Origin of the sequence: Kocuria salsicia (assembly GCF_007681555.1) — a bacterium.
Taxonomy (GTDB): domain Bacteria; phylum Actinomycetota; class Actinomycetes; order Actinomycetales; family Micrococcaceae; genus Kocuria; species Kocuria salsicia.
Genome location: NZ_VELE01000012.1, coordinates 1 through 15,065 on the forward strand (window position 1 = coordinate 1; position 15,065 = coordinate 15,065).

Genomic DNA, 15,065 nt, shown 5'->3' on the forward strand with positions numbered 1-15,065 from the left:
GGCTAGGCGCTGACGCGCCTGCTCGGAGCGGCCCCTGGCGGGGCCTTGCGCGCTGTCGCGCGCTGCGCCGCTGACGCGGCGAGCGGGTGCGCGGCTGGGCCCCACGGGTGAGGGCACCTGTCGTAGAGGGCACAGACGGGCCTAAGAGGGCCCGGGTCAAGCCCGCAGGCCACTCACCCACCCCAGCAACCCCCAACCCCGCACAACCGCACACACCACCCCGGGGCACCCCCCCGGGGGCAGGCGGGCCGGGCCGGGGGCACCCCCGGGGGCGGGGGGCCGGTGCCCCGGGCGGGGGCCCCGGGGGGCACCCCCGGGGGCGGGTGAGGGGCCCACGACACCGGGCCACCCGCCCGCGAGCACTTTTCAGGGGCCAATAACCCCAAAAACCCCCGTAACCCCCCGCTACTACCGCGCAAAATCGGGATTCTCCGGCGCCCTCCATAACCCCTAAAACCCCCACAACCCCGCGCGGTGGCTGCGGCTTGACCCTGTACATCCGTTCTGTATTGTTGTTTTTGTTACCGGGGCAGACGGCCCCTCCACCCGACCATGGAGGTCACGATGTTCCCTACTGATGTGCGGTTCGCGGATTCCACGATGACGGTCGTGGACACCCCAGGGGTGCGCGCGGCGCTGCTCCCCCTGTGCCAGCGCGGCGAGCGGTTCCCTGAGGCCACGATGGTGGAGCGGATGATCCAGAGTCACGGCTTCACGGTGGAGGTCTTGCAGGGCGGCATGTACCACCTGGGGCCCGCTACTGAGCGGCCCACCGAAGAGCAGCTGGGGTCGATGCGCCGCCTACTGACCATGCTGGCCCCGCACCTTCCCAGTCAGGGCCTGGACGATCACGCCCCGCGGATGGAGTGGCAGGCAGTGGCCGATGACGGCTACCGGCACACCTGGCGGGTGGTCGCCGGTGTGTTCTGCGAGTCCTCCGAGCCGGTGACGGGCCCGGATGAGTACGGGTACGAGTACAACGTGCGCTACACCACCGTGCGCCGCGAGCGCCTGTATCTGAGCCGCAGGCAGGCACAAGACCTGATGCCCGATCCGCTGGACCCGAGCGCCGAAGACCTGGAGCGGGCGCGGCGAGTGGTCAACGCCTGGGACGACGACGAGGTGAGCGCGGAGACCGCCGAGGTGGAACCGGAGTCGGTCAGCCTGAAAACGTCCTGAGCGCCCGTCTGAGCGCCTATCGCACCCCCAGTGCCCCCATGGGGGCACTGGGGGCTATTCGAGGGGCACACGGCCCCACCTGAGACCGTAAGGAGCTTTCCCTATGTGTGAGGATCCCCGCGTGGAGGAGTCCACGCTGACCGTGGCCGATACCCCCGCCGTGCGCCAGGTGTTGGCCCGGTGGCTGGCCCACCCGGATGACGTGGCCCCGGAGGTGTACGTGGCCCGTGGACTCGCGGCGGCGGGCTACGAGGCCACGCCCTACGCGCCGGGGGTGTACGCCGTGACCCCGCGTTTCTGTCAGCCCGATGGGTACATGTTCGGCCAGTTGTGGCAGGTGTTCCGGGAATTGGCCCCGCACGTGGTGGCCACCGGTGCCAGTGGGCAGCCCCCGCATATCCAGTGGCGCTACTGCGATTGCGGGGAAGCGTTCCGCTGGGTGGTGTTGGACGGGGCGGGCCATAGCTGGGACCCGTCACCGGATGGCACGTTCGTCTACCCCTACCCGCGCGTGTACGAGTTCGAGGTGGTGACCACCGAGCGCACCCGGGAGACCGTGGAGGTGGACAGTGCCACGGCGGCGGAGTTGTTCGCCGATCCCCAGCGGCCCACCCGCGCGGAGTTGCACCGCGCGCGGGTGGACGCGGATTGCCGCGTGCACACCACCAGCGTGGGCCAGGAGGTGACTTTGATGCTGGAGAACCTGACCGTTGACCCCGTGCGGTAGGCACCGCCCACCGCGAGCGCCCCGGTGTGTTTGGCCTAGTCACAGGCCGATTCGCCGGGGCGCCGGCATGTTCGCCGGCCCCAGGGGTTGCGCCTGTTTTGTTTGATATGTATTGTTGTTTTTGTCAGCGGGGCACAGGGCCCCGGACGCACGACCCAAGGAGGGTTCCCATGAACACCACCATCTACTCCATCGCCTGCACGCAGCTACACTCCCTGATGGCGGGCCTCAAGCTGGCCACCGCCAAGGCGAACGCCAACCTGCCGGTACTGGAGGAGGTCCAGCTCACCGTGGACGGCGAGCGCGTCACGGGTGTGGCCACCGACCGCTACCGGCTGTTCATGGACTCCCGCGAGGTGGCCCTGGAGCAGTCCCCCGAGGAGGGGGAGGCCGCGACCGTGTTCACGCTCCCGGCCAGCGCCGCCGATGACTTCAAGCGCCTGGGCTTCTCCAAGTCGCACGAGCGGGCACGGGTGGAGGTGAGCGCCGAGGAGGTGGTGGTCTCCACCGCCGCCGCGCGACTGTCCTACCCGGCCATGGACGCGGAGTACCCCCGCGTGGGCGCGCTGATGGTCAAGGCCCTGGGCGCGGTGGCCGAGGGCAAGGCCGTGGAGGTTTCCACGCAGTACAACGTGGACTACCTGGGCGACTTCGCCAAGGTGCGCCGGGCGGCGGGGATCCCCACCAACACCCCGTTGCGGATGCACCAGATCCCCGCCGGGTCCGGGAGCTTCCAGCTGATCGCCACGTTCCCGGGCACGGACTTCTGGGCCCTGCTGATGGGGGTGCGCCACCCCGAGGGGGACGCCAACCACTCCAGCGCCGTGGAGGCCCTGGAGCGGGCGACTGAGACCGCTAAGGCCCTGGCCTCCGCCTGATCCCCCACGGGGGGCGGGCCCCGCGCCCGCTCCCCCGTGGCCAGCACATCGCCGCCCCGGGTGGGCCCGCTACCGACGGGCCCGCCCGGGGCGGCTCACTGCCAGGAAAAGCGGGAAAGGGACGCATATCGGCGCGACCGGGCACGGGCCCACCGCACGCACCGAGGGCCACCGCGAGCGCCCCGGGCCCGCTGGGGCGCTCGCGGTCCCCATGTTGCACCCGTTCAAACCGTAGTGTATTGTTGTTTTTGTTAGCGGGGCAGACGGCCCCGGATCCCTAGACCCCAGGAGGGCACCATGACCACGACGACCACCACCAAGACCGGCCTGTTCATCCCTGCCGACCCCGACACCGCCCACGAGGTGCGCGAGCTCGACGCCTCCCGGCTGCTGAACGCCCTGCAAACGACCGTGGGCGGCTATGTGGAGGTGGTGACCCTGACCCGGCTGGGCGCGGACATGTACCTCAACGAGGAAGGCAAGGTGATGAGCCTGCCCGTCAACGAGCGAGCCACCTGGGTGGCCCGCGCCCTGGGCGCGCACCTGATCCCGGGAGACTGCATCGCCGGGGACGTGCTGATCCTGGGCGGACCCGACGAGGACGGCGACAACCAGGGGCTGACCCCCCTGCAAGTCCAGGAAATCAAAATCGCGCTGACCTACCAGCGCTAACCCCCGCGCGTGCCGCCGGGTCCACCCCGGCCCCGGCGGCGCTCGCAGTCCACCTGGGCCACCCACCGCGAGCGCGGACACCCCGGCCCCAGCGGCGCTCGCAGTCCCTATATTGCACGCGCTTAGTTGATAGTGTATTGTTGTTTTTGTTAGCGGGGCAGACGGCCCCGGATCCCTAGACCCCAGGAGGGCACCATGGACACCACCACGCAGCGCGAGCAGCTGGCCCAGGTTCTGGCCACTCACCGGACCCACCACACCGACAACGAGAGTTGGATCCTGACTAACTACGTGGAGCACTCCGGGAAGGAGTGGCCCGAGACGGTGGTGCTGCGCTACAGCGGCCCCGCGGGCCCCAACCAGCGGGCCGAGTTCCCCGGCCTCTCCCGCGAGACCGTGGCCGAGGCACTGCGGGAGGCCAACTACTTCCGCACCAACCTGGGAGGCTTCGACCTCTACGGCCCGCGCACCCTGTAACCCCACCCCCGCCCCCCGCGCCGGGAGGGGGCGGGAGCCCGCGCGCCCGGGAGGCAACAGCGCGGCGCGCGCGGACAGCTCACCAATGGCCCGCCCGTGATCCACCCGCACCCCGAGACCGGCGGCGCTCGCGGTGAGCACCCCGCGCACACTCCCCACGCTCCGGCGCGGGGCCCCAGCAGCGCCAGACAGCGCCCCGCGCCCTGCCAGGCCGCCAGGGACCGCGCGGACACCCCCGGGGACTCCACGCGGGCGCTCCCCCACCACAGGCAGGCACGGCCACGGGCGGCACACGCCGGGGACTACCACCGCGAGCGCCCGCCGGGGGCGCGCGCTTCCCCGCCCCGCCGTTGAGCCCGCGCGCCCGCGTGCGGCGAGCGCGGTCACCCCAGGCACGGCCCGCGCGTGATCCACCCGACCCCGAGACCTCCGGCGCTCGCAGTACCCCCGTGTGTGCGTGGCCTGGGGGTGATCACGGATGATGCTGAGCCGGACTTGCACGCGTTTTACTTTGTGTGTATTGTTGTTTTTGTTAGCGGGGCACACGGCCCCGGACACCGACTCCCCAGGAGGAACACCATGGCCCAGCGCACCCAGCTTTTCATCACCGCCGAGACTGACCCCACAGCGTTCGGCGGGCCCCGCCGCCACCGGATCGGCCGTCACCACCACTGGCGCTACGGCCCGAACATGGTGATCTGCGCCGCGCAGGTGGTGGAGCACCTGGAGGCCGTGACCGCTGGCCACTACTACCGGCCCACCTCCGAGGTGGCCGAGGGCGTGGCCGCCGTCTACGGGGTGAACCGTGCGACCGCCGAGGCCTCCGGGGTCAGCCTCTACGACGACGTTTCCACCGCCGCCGCCACCGAGTGCGACAACAACAACGGCACGTTCCTGGTGAACCTCACCCCCGAGGGCTACACGTTCGGGTTCCTGATCGGGCCCAGCGAGAACGGCGACCTGACCACCGTGACCGGGGTGGACGGACTGATGGAAGCATTCGGGGCCTGCTGGTCCCCGATGCCCTACGACATGGAGCGCCAAGAACGGGAATGGGCCGTGACCGTCTCCCAGGCCGTGGAGACCCTGCGCGCCGCTGAGACCGCCGGGCACCTGATGGACCAGGACACCGCCGAGCGGGTCACCGCCGTGGAAGTGCCCAGGGTGAAGACCGAGACGGTGTGGGACACCATCCCGCGCGTGATGCCCGACGCGGCCCCCGCCGTGGGCACCCGGGTGCAGGTCATCCGGGCCTGACCGGCCCACCCCCTCCCCGGGCCCATGAGGGCCCTCACGGGCCCGGGGAGGCCCCCACAGGGGCACCGGCAGGCCCCCGCGAGCACCCCACCCCAGCACCCCACACACCCCCGTGCGCCCCGCACGCGCGGGGCGTGGGCGCTCGCGGTGAGTAGCCCCCCGCAGCGCCGACGGGCACCCCGCCACCGTGACCGGCCCGGGCCCCGGTGAGCGGGCACCGCCCCGGCGCTCGCAGTGCGCAGGCGCGGCACCGTGGGGATCGAGGGGCCACCGGGCCCGGTCACGCGCCGGGCTGTGCCCCGCCCATGTAGCCGACTTGCACACCTTTAATCTGTACTGTATTGTTGTTTTTGTTAGCGGGGCATGAGGCCCCATTGGCAACTACATAGAGGAGCACACCATGGAACGAACGTTCCGCGAGTACGACGGCAACTTGAATCTCAGTGTGAGCGAGATCGGGAAGATGCACCTGGGGGCACTCAACGAGGTGTACGACAACTGCCGCGTGATCCTGCGCACGCACATGAACATGTTCAACAGGAACGGCGCCCCCAGCCCCGAGGAGGTCCGGGACGCCCGGCAGACGATCGACAGGATCTCCGCCCGACTGAAGGACTTCGGAGAGGCGGGGATCCGCCCCACCTGGGTCTAGGACCCACGAGGGCCCCGGGTCACCACCCGGGGCCCTCGCTTGTGGGGCGGCGAGTCCGGTTTCCCACCGGCACTCCCGGTGACCAGGAGACCGGCGGCGCTCGCGGTCCGGGCATCGTGGCGTCCACCGCAAGGTGGATGCGCGCCCACGGTGTGACCCGCCAGGCCGTGGCGGGCATCGTGGCCGAGCCCCAGCACACCCGCCCGGGCTACCGCGGGGCCACCATCTACGCCGGGGCCTCCCTGGAGGTGGTGGTGGCCGAGGACGGGGCCACCGTGCTCGCCGTCTACCCCCGCACCCCGCAGCCCGCACCCGCCTGTGACCCGCCGCGAGCGCCAGCACGGCCCGCACGGCGGGGGCGCACGGCCCGTCCGGCGCGCACGATCCCCAGCGGGCGCCGGGAGTTCCTGCGACTGCTCACCGACCACGGGTTCCAGATCACCACCGACACCAGCCGCCACCGGCGGGTGACCCACCCCGATCACCCCGGGGCCGTGGTGGTCATCCCCTCCTCCCCCAGTGATCACCGGAGGGCGCTGAACACCGTCTCCCAGATCCGCCGCACGTTCGGCATCGACCTGCGCCACGCCCCCCGCGACTGATCCGGCCCGCCGGTAGACAGAATAATAATTGTTGTGTATTGTTGTACTTGTTAGCGGGGCACAGGCCCCATACCCCGAGCGAGAGGACACGACACCATGAGCCAGAAAATCCACGAAGAGATCACCGACGGCCCCACCATCGCCACCCGCACCGGCGTGATCATCGCCCAGACCCGCCGCATCACCCTCACCACCGAAGAAGACGACAACACCGCAACCACCGACTAACCCACCACCCAGTGGGGGACTGCCAAGACCCAGCAGCCCCCCCACCGGGGGCCGCGCCCCCGGCGACTGAGCCACCACCCCCAGGGCGCCGGCGCCGGTGACCTACGGCAGCACCCCCGGCCACGAGACGCCATCGGCGCTCGCGGTCGGGGGTGCGGTCTGTCGTGCTGGGGTCAGTCGGTGGTCTGTGAGCTCCCGGCGCTCGAACCCCTCCCAGCTGCTCACCCCGGCGGCGGCGAACAGGATCTTGCGCGCGGATTTGTCACGAAAATTGTGTAGGGGACACATACTCTAGGCCCATGTGTCGATCCGTAGCCGATGGTGGGCGCCGGTGCTCCGACGCCCGGCGCCTGGCCAAACTCACCGCTCACGACCTCGCGCCCCACACCCCCGGGGCTCCTGACCTCGAGTGGGCCGAATCGGATCTCACCGAAGTCTGGGAGAACCACCCCCAGGAAACGGCCTGTGCCGCCGTAAAGACGATCGAGGAAGCCTCCGCCGCGGATGCGCGCACCTTCACCGACATGGACACCGCAGCCCAAGCAGCCGGCGGACACCTGTACGGCACCGCCTTCCGCCTCAAATCCCCCGCGTCTCTGGCGCGGAAGATCAACACCAAGCAGGAACGCGCGGAACGCACCGGCACACACCTCGCCGCCGAGGACGCGGCGGCGACCATCACCGACACCACCCGCTACACCGCAGTGTGCGAGGACCACGACCAGATCACCGTCACCACTGTGACCACCGTCCAGACCTTGCGCGCCAACGGCTGGGACGTGATCGAGGCCGAACAGTCCTACCTCGAGGGCAACTCCTACAAGGGCGTGCACCTACTCGTGCAGCACGCAGACGACCAGATCGCAGAACTGCAGATCCACTCCGAGACCTCCCAGCAGATCAAAGACCAGTCCCACCTGCTCTACGAAGTCTCCCGCGACACCTCGCGCTCGCGAGCGGAGCGCCTGGCCGCTAACCGGGAGGGCAAGGAGCTCTACCGACAGTTGCAGGCCCCTGCGAACTTGGACACCTTGAGCGATCGGCTGGGTGTTACTGTCAGCAAAAAGCGTTATAGTTAGTTTCTATTAAAGGAAAGTAGATGGTTTCGATGATCACGTTCTATCGGGCACACTTCCCGGGCCAGCCTCCCGAGACCGCCGTGATCGTTGCCGATGACTCCGAGGCAGAGGTTCTGTGGGAGTGGGTGCCCAACACAGGTCTGTGGCATCGGGCTACGCAGCTGGAGAACGACTTTCTCTTCGGCGATGAGGGCGGCACCTACACCCCGATCACCGCAGAAGAGGCAGCGGGGTTGCTCGAGCGCGTGCCGCGGCTGGACAAGCGCCGGGACGTGGCAGCCCGAATGCTCCAGCGCTACGAGGCGCAGCCCCCGACAGAGAAGCGGACCAATGCGGAGATGGGGTTGACCAACAAACTCACCGGCCTACGCCCGATGACCGCCCCCGGCCTGGGCCAGCTGATGACCCAGGCGCGCCGGCACCGATCCTGGCGCACCCTTGCTCTCTACGGACCGGGCACGGGCAGCGCTGCCCGCCAATTCATATCCCAGTGGGATCAGCGCCCCCTCTCCCCACAGGAGCCCCCACTGGAATTGAGGGCTACTGCGCGGGGGGAGAACACAGCCGTGCAAGCCCGGTTTGTCAGCAAATAACGATAAGGGACTCATCACCTGCGATCTAGTACGCCGCACCTGCCCCTGGGCCGCCCCCTTCATTCGGTCCGGTCGCTCTGTGAGTCGTCGGTTTCGATTTGATGGGTGCACTGCCGAGCGTACTCGGCCGGGGGTAGGTAGCCGAGCGATGAGTGCCGACGCTGATGGTTGTACTCGGTCTTCCAGTCGCCGATCACGACCTGGGCGTGCAGCAGTGAGTAGAAGCTGTTGATGTTGAGGCACTCGTCGCGGAGGCGGCTGTTGAACGATTCGACGTATCCGTTGTGCCAGGGCGAGCCGGGCGGAATGTAGAACAGGCCGGTGCGGGTACCCGCCCAGTCGGCCATCGCGTCGCTGATGAACTCGGGCCCGTTGTCGCTGCGGAGCACACCCGGTGCACCGCGGACGGCGACGAGCTCTTCGAGGTGGGCGGTGAGCCGGTCGGCGGTGATCGACCGCTCCACGAGCCCGCCGATGCATTCGCGGGTGTGCTCGTCGACGATGGAGCAGATCTTGATCGGGCAGCCCCGCTCGTCGGCGTCGAACTGGAAGTCCACCGCCCATACGAGGTTCGGTGCGACTGCCGCCGGGGCGTCGACGGTCGAGGATCCGACACGCTTGCGGCGTCGCCGCTGCGGGACGCGGAGGCCTTCGGCTCGCCAGAGGCGTTGGATCTTCTTGTGGTTGACCGCCCAGCCCTCACCCCGGGCGTCGTGATACGCCCGCCGGTACCCGTAGCGGGGATGCTTCTTCGCCCACGCGCGCAGCCAGTCTCGCAACGCGCGATCAGGGTCGGCGACCGTGTCGCCCTTGAGCGGGCGACGGTACGCGGACCTGCTCAGCCCGGCCAGACGGCACGCCATCCGCTCGCTCACCTGCAGTGTCCTGATCAGGTGCGAGACGGCGGCGCGGCGCCTGCCCGGGCCTAGAAGTTTCCCTCGGCCAGCTCCTTGAGCGCGGCCTTCTCCAGCTCCGCTTCGGCCAGCAACCGCTTGAGCGTGGCGTTCTGCTTCTCCAGCTCCCTGAGGCGCTTCGCGTCGTCGGCCTTCAGTCCGCCGTACTGGTTCCGCCACCGGTAATACGTCTGCTCGGATATCCCAAGCTCCCGACACACCGCGGCGATGTCGCTGCCGTCGGCGAGCATCCTGTCGGCCTGCCCGAGCTTGCGGACGACCTGCTCCGGGGTGTGACGCTTCCTGCTGTTCGACATGATCTGACCAGTCTCCCTGCCCGTAACCACGGGCGACAGGACGACTCCCAGAACCACCGGACCTAAAAAACGGGGTCAGCCCAGCTACACCAAGGTGCAGGTGAAGCAGTACTACTACGCCGAGGACAAGTACGGGAATTCTCACGAGCACGGCAGTGACTACTACCAGTACAGCTTCAACCACCACGGCGGTGAAACCTGGGGCGGGGGGGCAGTGGCGCCACTTCAATCACCACCAGGACAAGAAGGTGTACCACGTGGTCAAGTACCGCTACTGGGACGGTCACGGCTGGTCGGACTGGTACAAGGACGTGAGCCACAAGACCGGCCTCGGGCACTGATCGCGCTTTGGTGGGGGCCATCCAGCTTGTGGCTGGCCCTCACCCACATAACATCGGTGAGGGCCCCATCCGCACGCTGTCGTGGCTGGTGACAGCACCCCGCAGCATTGCTCTTGCACCACTGGATGCAATTCTTGGGCAGCAGAACCGTGGCCTCCAGGTCCTCGACGGGGGCTCCCGAAGTGCCGGGTATCGATGAACACTCCTCACTTGTCGCCCATCACAAAGTCATTTCTGGGTGGGGCAGTGATCGGGCCGAACCAGAAACCCCAGATCGGACGGGATCTGCTCCCCGGGATCACGGACCAGAAGGTCCGCGGGGGCGCTGTCATGAGAGGGTTGCAGCATGTCCCATCCTGCGTCCCCCGGCGTCTGCCCACCCGATGAGTCCCGCAGCGCCCAGGGATCCTCCCCGGCCGAACCTGGGGCCGAAAACCTTCCCGCGAAGGCCGCCCCTGGGGCGGTCCTGTACGAGGAACGGTTGTCGGCCGCGTGGTGGATGTGGTTGCTCGTGCTCTTCGCGGGCCTGGTGGGTTTCATTGCCCTGGCCCCGATCAACATGTGGGCCGGGACGGCCGTCGGGGCCGTGGTCGCCGGCGGCACTGCGGTGGCGTTGATTGTTTCGAGCACCGGGATCGTGATCACCGGGGAGTCGTTGCAGGTGGGGCGGGCCCGTATCGAGCGTCGGTTTGTGGGCGAGGCCGAAGCGTTTCGCGGCGGCGCCGTGCAACGGGTGCGGGGCCCCGAGCTTGACGCCCGCGCCTACATGAACTTCCGCGTCTCCGTGGGCCCGGTGGTCCGCATCCAGATCACCGATCCCGTGGATCCCACCCCTTATTGGTTGACCTCGACCCGTCACCCGGAGCGCATCGTCGAGATCCTCTCCGCCGGCTGAGACCGGCGTCCTGTGAGGGGCTCGTCCGGTGACCAGCTCTCAGAGGCTCCGGAGAGTATTGAGGATGGTGATGGGTGTCACCCAGATGGCCTCGGCTTCCACCGGGGCCAGATCGATCGCGGTGTGCTGGTTCCCCGGTACACCGGTGGTTCCGCTGGCTCCCTGGGCGATGACACGAAAAGGCCCGCCCGGCACGAGGCCGCAGGCGCGGAACCGGGTCAGGAGTTGCGGGTCGGCATCAGAGAGACGAACGATCTCGTATCGTCCCGGCCTCGCCCTGGTGAGCCGGGTGGTGTTGAGTGGGCGGCGGGTGCGTCCCTGCGCGGTGGGGATCGGGTCCCCGTGCGGATCGGCCGTAGGCTGTCCCAGCTGGGCGTCGATGCGCTCGATCATCGCGTCGGAGACGGCGTGCTCGAGACGTTCGGCCTCGTCGTGGACCTCCTCCCACGGATACCCCAGGGTGGTGACGAGGAAGGTCTCCAGCAGTCGGTGCCGGCGCACCATCGCGACCGCGTACGCGCGCCCCTGCGGGGTGAGGGTGACGGGTTTGTAGGGCTGGTACTCGACGAGCCCCTGGGCGGCCAGTCGCTTGACGGTGTCGGTGACGTTGGGGGCGGAGGTCCCCATCCGCGCCGCCAGGGCTGTGGTGGTGATCGGCGGGTCGCCCCATTCGGTGGCCGACCAGATCGCCTTGAGATAGTCCTGGGCGACCGGGGTGATCTCACTCAAGTCCATGGGATCCACGCTACCGAGTGCCGCGCCGGAGCTGCCGGGCCCACTCAATCGGCCCCGGTGGCGGTCAGGATGATCAGCGCCAGATTCAACGACACGATCAGGGCCACGACCACCCAGGCGGCGACAGTCAAGGCCACCTTGTTCACGAAGGCGCCCATCAGATCCCGGTTGCTGCTCAGTCGCACCAACGGGATCAGGGCGAAAGGGATGCCCAGGCTCAGCAGCACCTGGGACAGCACCAGCGCCCAGGTCGGGTCCACCCCGACGGCGATGATGACCAGGGCCGGGATCAGGGTGATCAGCCGGCGGGTGAACACCGGGATGCGCACGTGCAGCAACCCGCCCATGATCGCTGATCCGGCGTAGGAGCCCACCGAGGTCGAGGCCAGACCGGAGGCCAGCAACCCGATGCCGAAGGCGACCCCGACGGCCGGGCCCAGGGCGGCGGTGATCGCCGCATGGGCTCCTTCGATGCTGTCGGTGCCGGGCACCCCGGCGAGATTGCCCGCGGCCAAAAGCAGCATCGCGATGTTCACCGACCCGGCCACGAGCAGGGACAGCAGCACGTCCCACCGGGTGGCGGTCAGCAGCCGCGGCAGGGCCTCGGCGGGCACCGAGTGCCCGTGGCGGTCCCGCGCCAGGGCGGAGTGGGCGTAGATGGCGTGGGGCATCACCGTGGCCCCGAGCATGCTCGCGGCCAGCAGGACCGTCGGGGTGCCCTCGAACCGTGGGACGATCCCGGCGACGGCCTCGTCCCACGACACGGGGCCGAAGAACAGGCCGGTGACGAAACCGGCGGTGACGATCGCCAGTAGGCCGGTCACGACGAACTCGAAAAACCGAGGGCCCCGGCGGGTCTGCAGGACCAGCAGCAGCATCGAGATCACCCCGACGATCACGCCCCCGGCCAGCAGCGGGATCCCGAAGAGGATGTGCAGGGCGATCGCCCCGCCGATTACCTCGGCCAGGTCAGTGGCCGCGGCCACCAGCTCGGCCTGGACCCAGTAGGCCAGCCGCCAGCCCCGGGGCAATCGGTCGCCCAGCAACTCGGGCAGGCTCGATCCGGTGACCAGCCCGACCTTCGCCGAGAGGTACTGGATGAGTACCGCCATGGCATTGGCGGCCACCAGCACTCACACCAACAGGTACCCGTACTGGGCGCCGGCGGTGAGGTTCGCCGCGACGTTGCCCGGGTCCACGTAGGCGACCGCGGCCACGAAGGCTGGACCCAACAACCAGGGCAGCGGTTGGCGGCGCACCCACCGCTCTCCTGGGGAAGTGGCGGCAACACCTGTTGAGCCGGTGCGCCCGGTCCCGGTCCTCATAGAAAGTTAAGCTATACGAACTTTCCGGCGCGGGGAATGGGGGCCCGGCCTCGAGGGCTTGGTCATGCCCCCAAACGTGCGCGCGCAGGAGGGGCTGGGCGCCTCGACAGCCGATCACAGGGGCATGGAACTCCGGACGGTGCTGGTCTCCTGGGGTGGGGGAACTGTCGGCCAGTGGTGGGGTCCTGGGTTCAGGGGGTCAGCTCGCCCAGGGGTGCGGGGCGGAGTCGGCCGAGACCGGGCATGAACCGGCCGACATGAGCGGCGTAGGAGGCGTAGGCCTGTCGGTGGGTGCTCAGCAGGTAGGGCTCTTCGACGAGACGGACCTGCAGCTCCACGGCCACCAGCAAGCACAGCCACGCCGCTGCAGTGACCACGGTGGGCACCAGGAGGGTCAGGCCGGCCAGGGTGGTGAGCATCGCGGTGAAAATCGGGTTGCGGACCACGGCGAAAGCCCCGGTGGTGACCAGCTCGGTGCGTTCGGTGGCGTCGACACCCACCCGCCAGGAGGCGCCCATGCCGGCCTGGGCGGCTAGTACACCGAGGAAACCCACCACGGTGACGACCGCCCCGGCCCAGGACAGTGCTTGCGGGAGCCGGGGTGCGGCCACGGTGCCGGTGAGGGCCAGGACGGGCCCGGCCGCACCGAGAACCAGGGCGGCCGCGAACAGGATCCCGCCCCACCACTCGGGCGAGCCGGGCGCCCCGCTCACCCCGCGGAAGCCGCTGGAGCCGGTGCGGCGCCGGTGGATCCACGACCGCACACCGAAGGCGGTCACCAGGCCGGCCAGGTACAGGCCCAGCGCCAGAGCCGGGGCCACTTCCGACATCATCACGGTCCTCCTCGATCCGGCAAACGCAGCACGCCCCGGGTGACCCGCTGGTGCGCCCGAGGAGTGCCAGCAGGCCACCCCTCAACAGTACACAGAAACCTGTACCGTAGGGGGGATGACCGCGGTGACCCCCACCCATACTTCGGCCCTGTCCCGGTTGGGCCATGCTCTCTCGGACGGGACCCGGACCCGGATCCTGCTGTCCCTCCGAGACGCCCCGGCCCGGCCCTCGGAACTGGCTCAGGCCCTGGGGGTGTCCAAGCAGGTGATCTCCAACCAGCTGGGGTGCCTGCGCGGGTGCGGGCTGGTGACCTCCACCGCCGAGGGGCGCAGCACCTGGTACTCCCTGGCCGATCCCCGCCTCGGGGCTGCCCTGGGGGACCTGCTGGAGCTGGTGGTCACCGTGGACCCGACCTGCTGCTCCCCGGAAGGATGCACCTGCACATGACCTCCCTGACCCTGGACCCCAAGCCCATCGCCGATGCACGCCGGGCGGTGCTGCACCGCAGGGTGCGCTGGATCGTGGCCGGCACCATCACCTACAACGTGCTCGAGGCGGTCATCGCCCTGACCGCCGGCACCATCGCCTCCTCCTCGGCGCTGATCGGCTTCGGCCTGGACTCGATCGTGGAGGTCCTCTCCGCGGCGGCGGTGGCGTGGCAGTTCGCCGCCCCGGACCCGCACCGACGGGAAAAGGTGGCGATGCGGGTGATCGCGTTCTCCTTCTTCGGCCTGGCTGCCTTCGTCACCGTCGATGCGATCCGCGCCCTGCTCGGGGCCGCCGAGCCGGAACACTCCCCGGTCGGGATCGCCCTGGCCGCGGTGAGCCTGCTCATCATGCCGTTCCTGTCCTGGTTCGAACGCCGCACCGGCCGGGAGCTGGGCTCTGCTTCTGCGGTGGCCGATTCCAAGCAGACCCTGCTGTGCACCTACCTCTCCGCCGTGCTGCTGGTAGGCCTGGTGCTCAACAGCACCCTGGGCTGGTCCTGGGCCGACCCGCTGGCTGCGCTGGTGATCGCCGCCGTGGCGGTCAAGGAGGGGCTGGAGGCCTGGCGCGGAGACGCCTGCTGCACTCCCGTTGCGGTCCTCACCGCCGAGGACGGTGCACACTGCGGTGGATGCGGTCCCAACTGCGCCCACTGAGCACGGTCGGCACGCGTCGGCGCCCCGAGACGAGGACGCCGGGGCGCACGGCTTCTCAGGAACCGAGGTAGACGGAGATCGCGGCGAACAGCGCAACTCCGCCGGTGAGCAGGATCGGTCCCGGCACGCTGGTGTCGCCTTCGTGGGCTTGGTCGGGCATCTCCTCGACCACAACGCTGGCTAACGTTCCGCCAGTCAGTGCGAGCATGGACAGAGCCCAAATTTCCGGGGCTTGATGC

Annotated in this window: 19 protein-coding genes and 1 pseudogene; 15 read left to right on the forward strand and 5 right to left on the reverse strand. The window is 69.3% G+C overall.

Going from position 1 to position 15,065, the window contains the following annotated elements; all coding sequences use genetic code 11:
* The first annotated feature begins 564 nt into the window (after nt 1–564).
* The 11 genes from FS770_RS12435 (at nt 565) to FS770_RS12480 (ending at nt 8,344) form a co-directional block, all read left to right on the forward strand.
* Complete coding sequence (locus FS770_RS12435) at nt 565–1,179, forward strand: hypothetical protein (RefSeq protein WP_145012391.1); 615 nt, start codon at nt 565–567, stop codon at nt 1,177–1,179.
* Nucleotides 1,180–1,282: 103 nt separating this feature from the next.
* Nucleotides 1,283–1,906, forward strand: a complete 624-nt coding sequence (locus FS770_RS12440; RefSeq protein ID WP_145007819.1) for a hypothetical protein — start codon at nt 1,283–1,285, stop codon at nt 1,904–1,906.
* Between the two features lie 170 nt (nt 1,907–2,076).
* Nucleotides 2,077–2,784 carry a DNA polymerase III subunit beta family protein gene (locus FS770_RS12445; protein WP_186366788.1) on the forward strand — a complete coding sequence of 236 codons (708 nt, stop codon included), beginning with the start codon at nt 2,077–2,079 and terminating at the stop codon, nt 2,782–2,784.
* A gap of 297 nt (nt 2,785–3,081) precedes the next feature.
* A complete protein-coding gene (locus FS770_RS12450; protein ID WP_145012399.1) occupies nt 3,082–3,456 on the forward strand; it encodes a DUF3846 domain-containing protein in 375 nt (124 codons plus the stop codon).
* Between the two features lie 195 nt (nt 3,457–3,651).
* Nucleotides 3,652–3,933 carry a hypothetical protein gene (locus tag FS770_RS12455; protein WP_145007825.1) on the forward strand — a complete coding sequence of 94 codons (282 nt, stop codon included), beginning with the start codon at nt 3,652–3,654 and terminating at the stop codon, nt 3,931–3,933.
* 579 nt (nt 3,934–4,512) lie between these two features.
* Nucleotides 4,513–5,190: a hypothetical protein gene (locus tag FS770_RS12460; protein WP_145012402.1), complete on the forward strand. Its 678-nt coding sequence runs from the start codon at nt 4,513–4,515 to the stop codon at nt 5,188–5,190.
* A gap of 400 nt (nt 5,191–5,590) precedes the next feature.
* Complete coding sequence (locus FS770_RS12465; protein WP_145012405.1) at nt 5,591–5,842, forward strand: hypothetical protein; 252 nt, start codon at nt 5,591–5,593, stop codon at nt 5,840–5,842.
* Nucleotides 5,843–5,979: 137 nt separating this feature from the next.
* On the forward strand, nt 5,980–6,444 hold the full coding sequence (locus FS770_RS12470; protein WP_145012408.1) for a type II toxin-antitoxin system HicA family toxin: 465 nt from the start codon (nt 5,980–5,982) through the stop codon (nt 6,442–6,444).
* Nucleotides 6,445–6,540: 96 nt separating this feature from the next.
* The gene (locus FS770_RS14230) at nt 6,541–6,672 is read left to right on the forward strand and encodes a hypothetical protein (protein WP_260856910.1); all 132 of its coding nucleotides are present in this window, start codon (nt 6,541–6,543) and stop codon (nt 6,670–6,672) included.
* A 299-nt stretch (nt 6,673–6,971) separates the two neighbouring features.
* The gene (locus FS770_RS12475; RefSeq protein WP_145012411.1) at nt 6,972–7,751 is read left to right on the forward strand and encodes a hypothetical protein; all 780 of its coding nucleotides are present in this window, start codon (nt 6,972–6,974) and stop codon (nt 7,749–7,751) included.
* 20 nt (nt 7,752–7,771) lie between these two features.
* Nucleotides 7,772–8,344 carry a hypothetical protein gene (locus FS770_RS12480; RefSeq protein ID WP_145012413.1) on the forward strand — a complete coding sequence of 191 codons (573 nt, stop codon included), beginning with the start codon at nt 7,772–7,774 and terminating at the stop codon, nt 8,342–8,344.
* 59 nt (nt 8,345–8,403) lie between these two features.
* Here the strand turns inward: FS770_RS12480 and FS770_RS12485 are convergent.
* Nucleotides 8,404–9,554, reverse strand: a protein-coding gene (locus FS770_RS12485; protein WP_097776160.1) for an IS3-like element ISPfr10 family transposase whose coding sequence is annotated in 2 segments (ribosomal slippage) — nt 8,404–9,284 and nt 9,284–9,554 — 1,152 coding nt in all. Because the reading frame shifts where the segments join, the coding sequence is not laid out codon by codon here.
* A 191-nt stretch (nt 9,555–9,745) separates the two neighbouring features.
* Here FS770_RS12485 and FS770_RS12490 point away from each other — a divergent pair.
* Together FS770_RS12490 and FS770_RS12495 are read left to right on the forward strand one after the other, a co-directional pair.
* A complete protein-coding gene (locus tag FS770_RS12490) occupies nt 9,746–9,895 on the forward strand; it encodes a hypothetical protein (RefSeq protein ID WP_159450063.1) in 150 nt (49 codons plus the stop codon).
* 346 nt (nt 9,896–10,241) lie between these two features.
* The gene (locus tag FS770_RS12495; RefSeq protein WP_029603688.1) at nt 10,242–10,790 is read left to right on the forward strand and encodes a DUF3093 domain-containing protein; all 549 of its coding nucleotides are present in this window, start codon (nt 10,242–10,244) and stop codon (nt 10,788–10,790) included.
* A gap of 39 nt (nt 10,791–10,829) precedes the next feature.
* Here the strand turns inward: FS770_RS12495 and FS770_RS12500 are convergent, their stop codons facing one another.
* The 3 genes and pseudogenes from FS770_RS12500 to FS770_RS12510 all read right to left on the reverse strand — a co-directional run bounded on the left by FS770_RS12500 (nt 10,830) and on the right by FS770_RS12510 (nt 13,683).
* Entirely contained in the window at nt 10,830–11,525 is a 696-nt protein-coding gene (locus tag FS770_RS12500; protein ID WP_019311257.1) for a metal-dependent transcriptional regulator, read from the reverse strand.
* Between the two features lie 44 nt (nt 11,526–11,569).
* A pseudogene (locus FS770_RS12505) lies at nt 11,570–12,850 on the reverse strand (Nramp family divalent metal transporter).
* A gap of 191 nt (nt 12,851–13,041) precedes the next feature.
* On the reverse strand, nt 13,042–13,683 hold the full coding sequence (locus FS770_RS12510; protein WP_019311260.1) for a methyltransferase family protein: 642 nt from the start codon (nt 13,681–13,683) through the stop codon (nt 13,042–13,044).
* 115 nt (nt 13,684–13,798) lie between these two features.
* Here FS770_RS12510 and FS770_RS12515 point away from each other — a divergent pair, with 115 nt between their 5' ends.
* Nucleotides 13,799–14,131 carry an ArsR/SmtB family transcription factor gene (locus FS770_RS12515; protein WP_019311261.1) on the forward strand — a complete coding sequence of 111 codons (333 nt, stop codon included), beginning with the start codon at nt 13,799–13,801 and terminating at the stop codon, nt 14,129–14,131.
* A complete protein-coding gene (locus tag FS770_RS12520; RefSeq protein WP_019311262.1) occupies nt 14,128–14,826 on the forward strand; it encodes a cation efflux transmembrane domain-containing protein in 699 nt (232 codons plus the stop codon). The genes FS770_RS12515 and FS770_RS12520 overlap by 4 nt, the downstream gene beginning before the upstream one ends.
* Before the next feature lie 55 nt (nt 14,827–14,881).
* On the opposite strand, the gene FS770_RS13815 is transcribed toward FS770_RS12520, so the two are convergent.
* Nucleotides 14,882–15,034: a hypothetical protein gene (locus FS770_RS13815; protein ID WP_156125410.1), complete on the reverse strand. Its 153-nt coding sequence runs from the start codon at nt 15,032–15,034 to the stop codon at nt 14,882–14,884.
* Between the last annotated feature and the right edge of the window lie 31 nt (nt 15,035–15,065).

Excerpts from the sequence above, each read along its gene's own strand:
- FS770_RS12435 (WP_145012391.1), top strand. The coding sequence starts at position 565 with ATGTTCCCTACTGATGTGCGGTTCGCGGATTCCACGATGACGGTCGTG.
- FS770_RS12440 (WP_145007819.1), top strand. The coding sequence starts at position 1,283 with ATGTGTGAGGATCCCCGCGTGGAGGAGTCCACGCTGACCGTGGCCGAT.
- FS770_RS12445 (WP_186366788.1), top strand. The coding sequence starts at position 2,077 with ATGAACACCACCATCTACTCCATCGCCTGCACGCAGCTACACTCCCTG.
- FS770_RS12450 (WP_145012399.1), top strand. The coding sequence starts at position 3,082 with ATGACCACGACGACCACCACCAAGACCGGCCTGTTCATCCCTGCCGAC.
- FS770_RS12455 (WP_145007825.1), top strand. The coding sequence starts at position 3,652 with ATGGACACCACCACGCAGCGCGAGCAGCTGGCCCAGGTTCTGGCCACT.
- FS770_RS12460 (WP_145012402.1), top strand. The coding sequence starts at position 4,513 with ATGGCCCAGCGCACCCAGCTTTTCATCACCGCCGAGACTGACCCCACA.
- FS770_RS12465 (WP_145012405.1), top strand. The coding sequence starts at position 5,591 with ATGGAACGAACGTTCCGCGAGTACGACGGCAACTTGAATCTCAGTGTG.
- FS770_RS12470 (WP_145012408.1), top strand. The coding sequence starts at position 5,980 with ATGCGCGCCCACGGTGTGACCCGCCAGGCCGTGGCGGGCATCGTGGCC.
- FS770_RS14230 (WP_260856910.1), top strand. The coding sequence starts at position 6,541 with ATGAGCCAGAAAATCCACGAAGAGATCACCGACGGCCCCACCATCGCC.
- FS770_RS12475 (WP_145012411.1), top strand. The coding sequence starts at position 6,972 with ATGTGTCGATCCGTAGCCGATGGTGGGCGCCGGTGCTCCGACGCCCGG.
- FS770_RS12480 (WP_145012413.1), top strand. The coding sequence starts at position 7,772 with ATGGTTTCGATGATCACGTTCTATCGGGCACACTTCCCGGGCCAGCCT.
- FS770_RS12495 (WP_029603688.1), top strand. The coding sequence starts at position 10,242 with ATGTCCCATCCTGCGTCCCCCGGCGTCTGCCCACCCGATGAGTCCCGC.
- FS770_RS12500 (WP_019311257.1), bottom strand. The coding sequence starts at position 11,525 with ATGGACTTGAGTGAGATCACCCCGGTCGCCCAGGACTATCTCAAGGCG.
- FS770_RS12510 (WP_019311260.1), bottom strand. The coding sequence starts at position 13,683 with ATGATGTCGGAAGTGGCCCCGGCTCTGGCGCTGGGCCTGTACCTGGCC.
- FS770_RS12515 (WP_019311261.1), top strand. The coding sequence starts at position 13,799 with ATGACCGCGGTGACCCCCACCCATACTTCGGCCCTGTCCCGGTTGGGC.
- FS770_RS12520 (WP_019311262.1), top strand. The coding sequence starts at position 14,128 with ATGACCTCCCTGACCCTGGACCCCAAGCCCATCGCCGATGCACGCCGG.
- FS770_RS13815 (WP_156125410.1), bottom strand. The coding sequence starts at position 15,034 with ATGCTCGCACTGACTGGCGGAACGTTAGCCAGCGTTGTGGTCGAGGAG.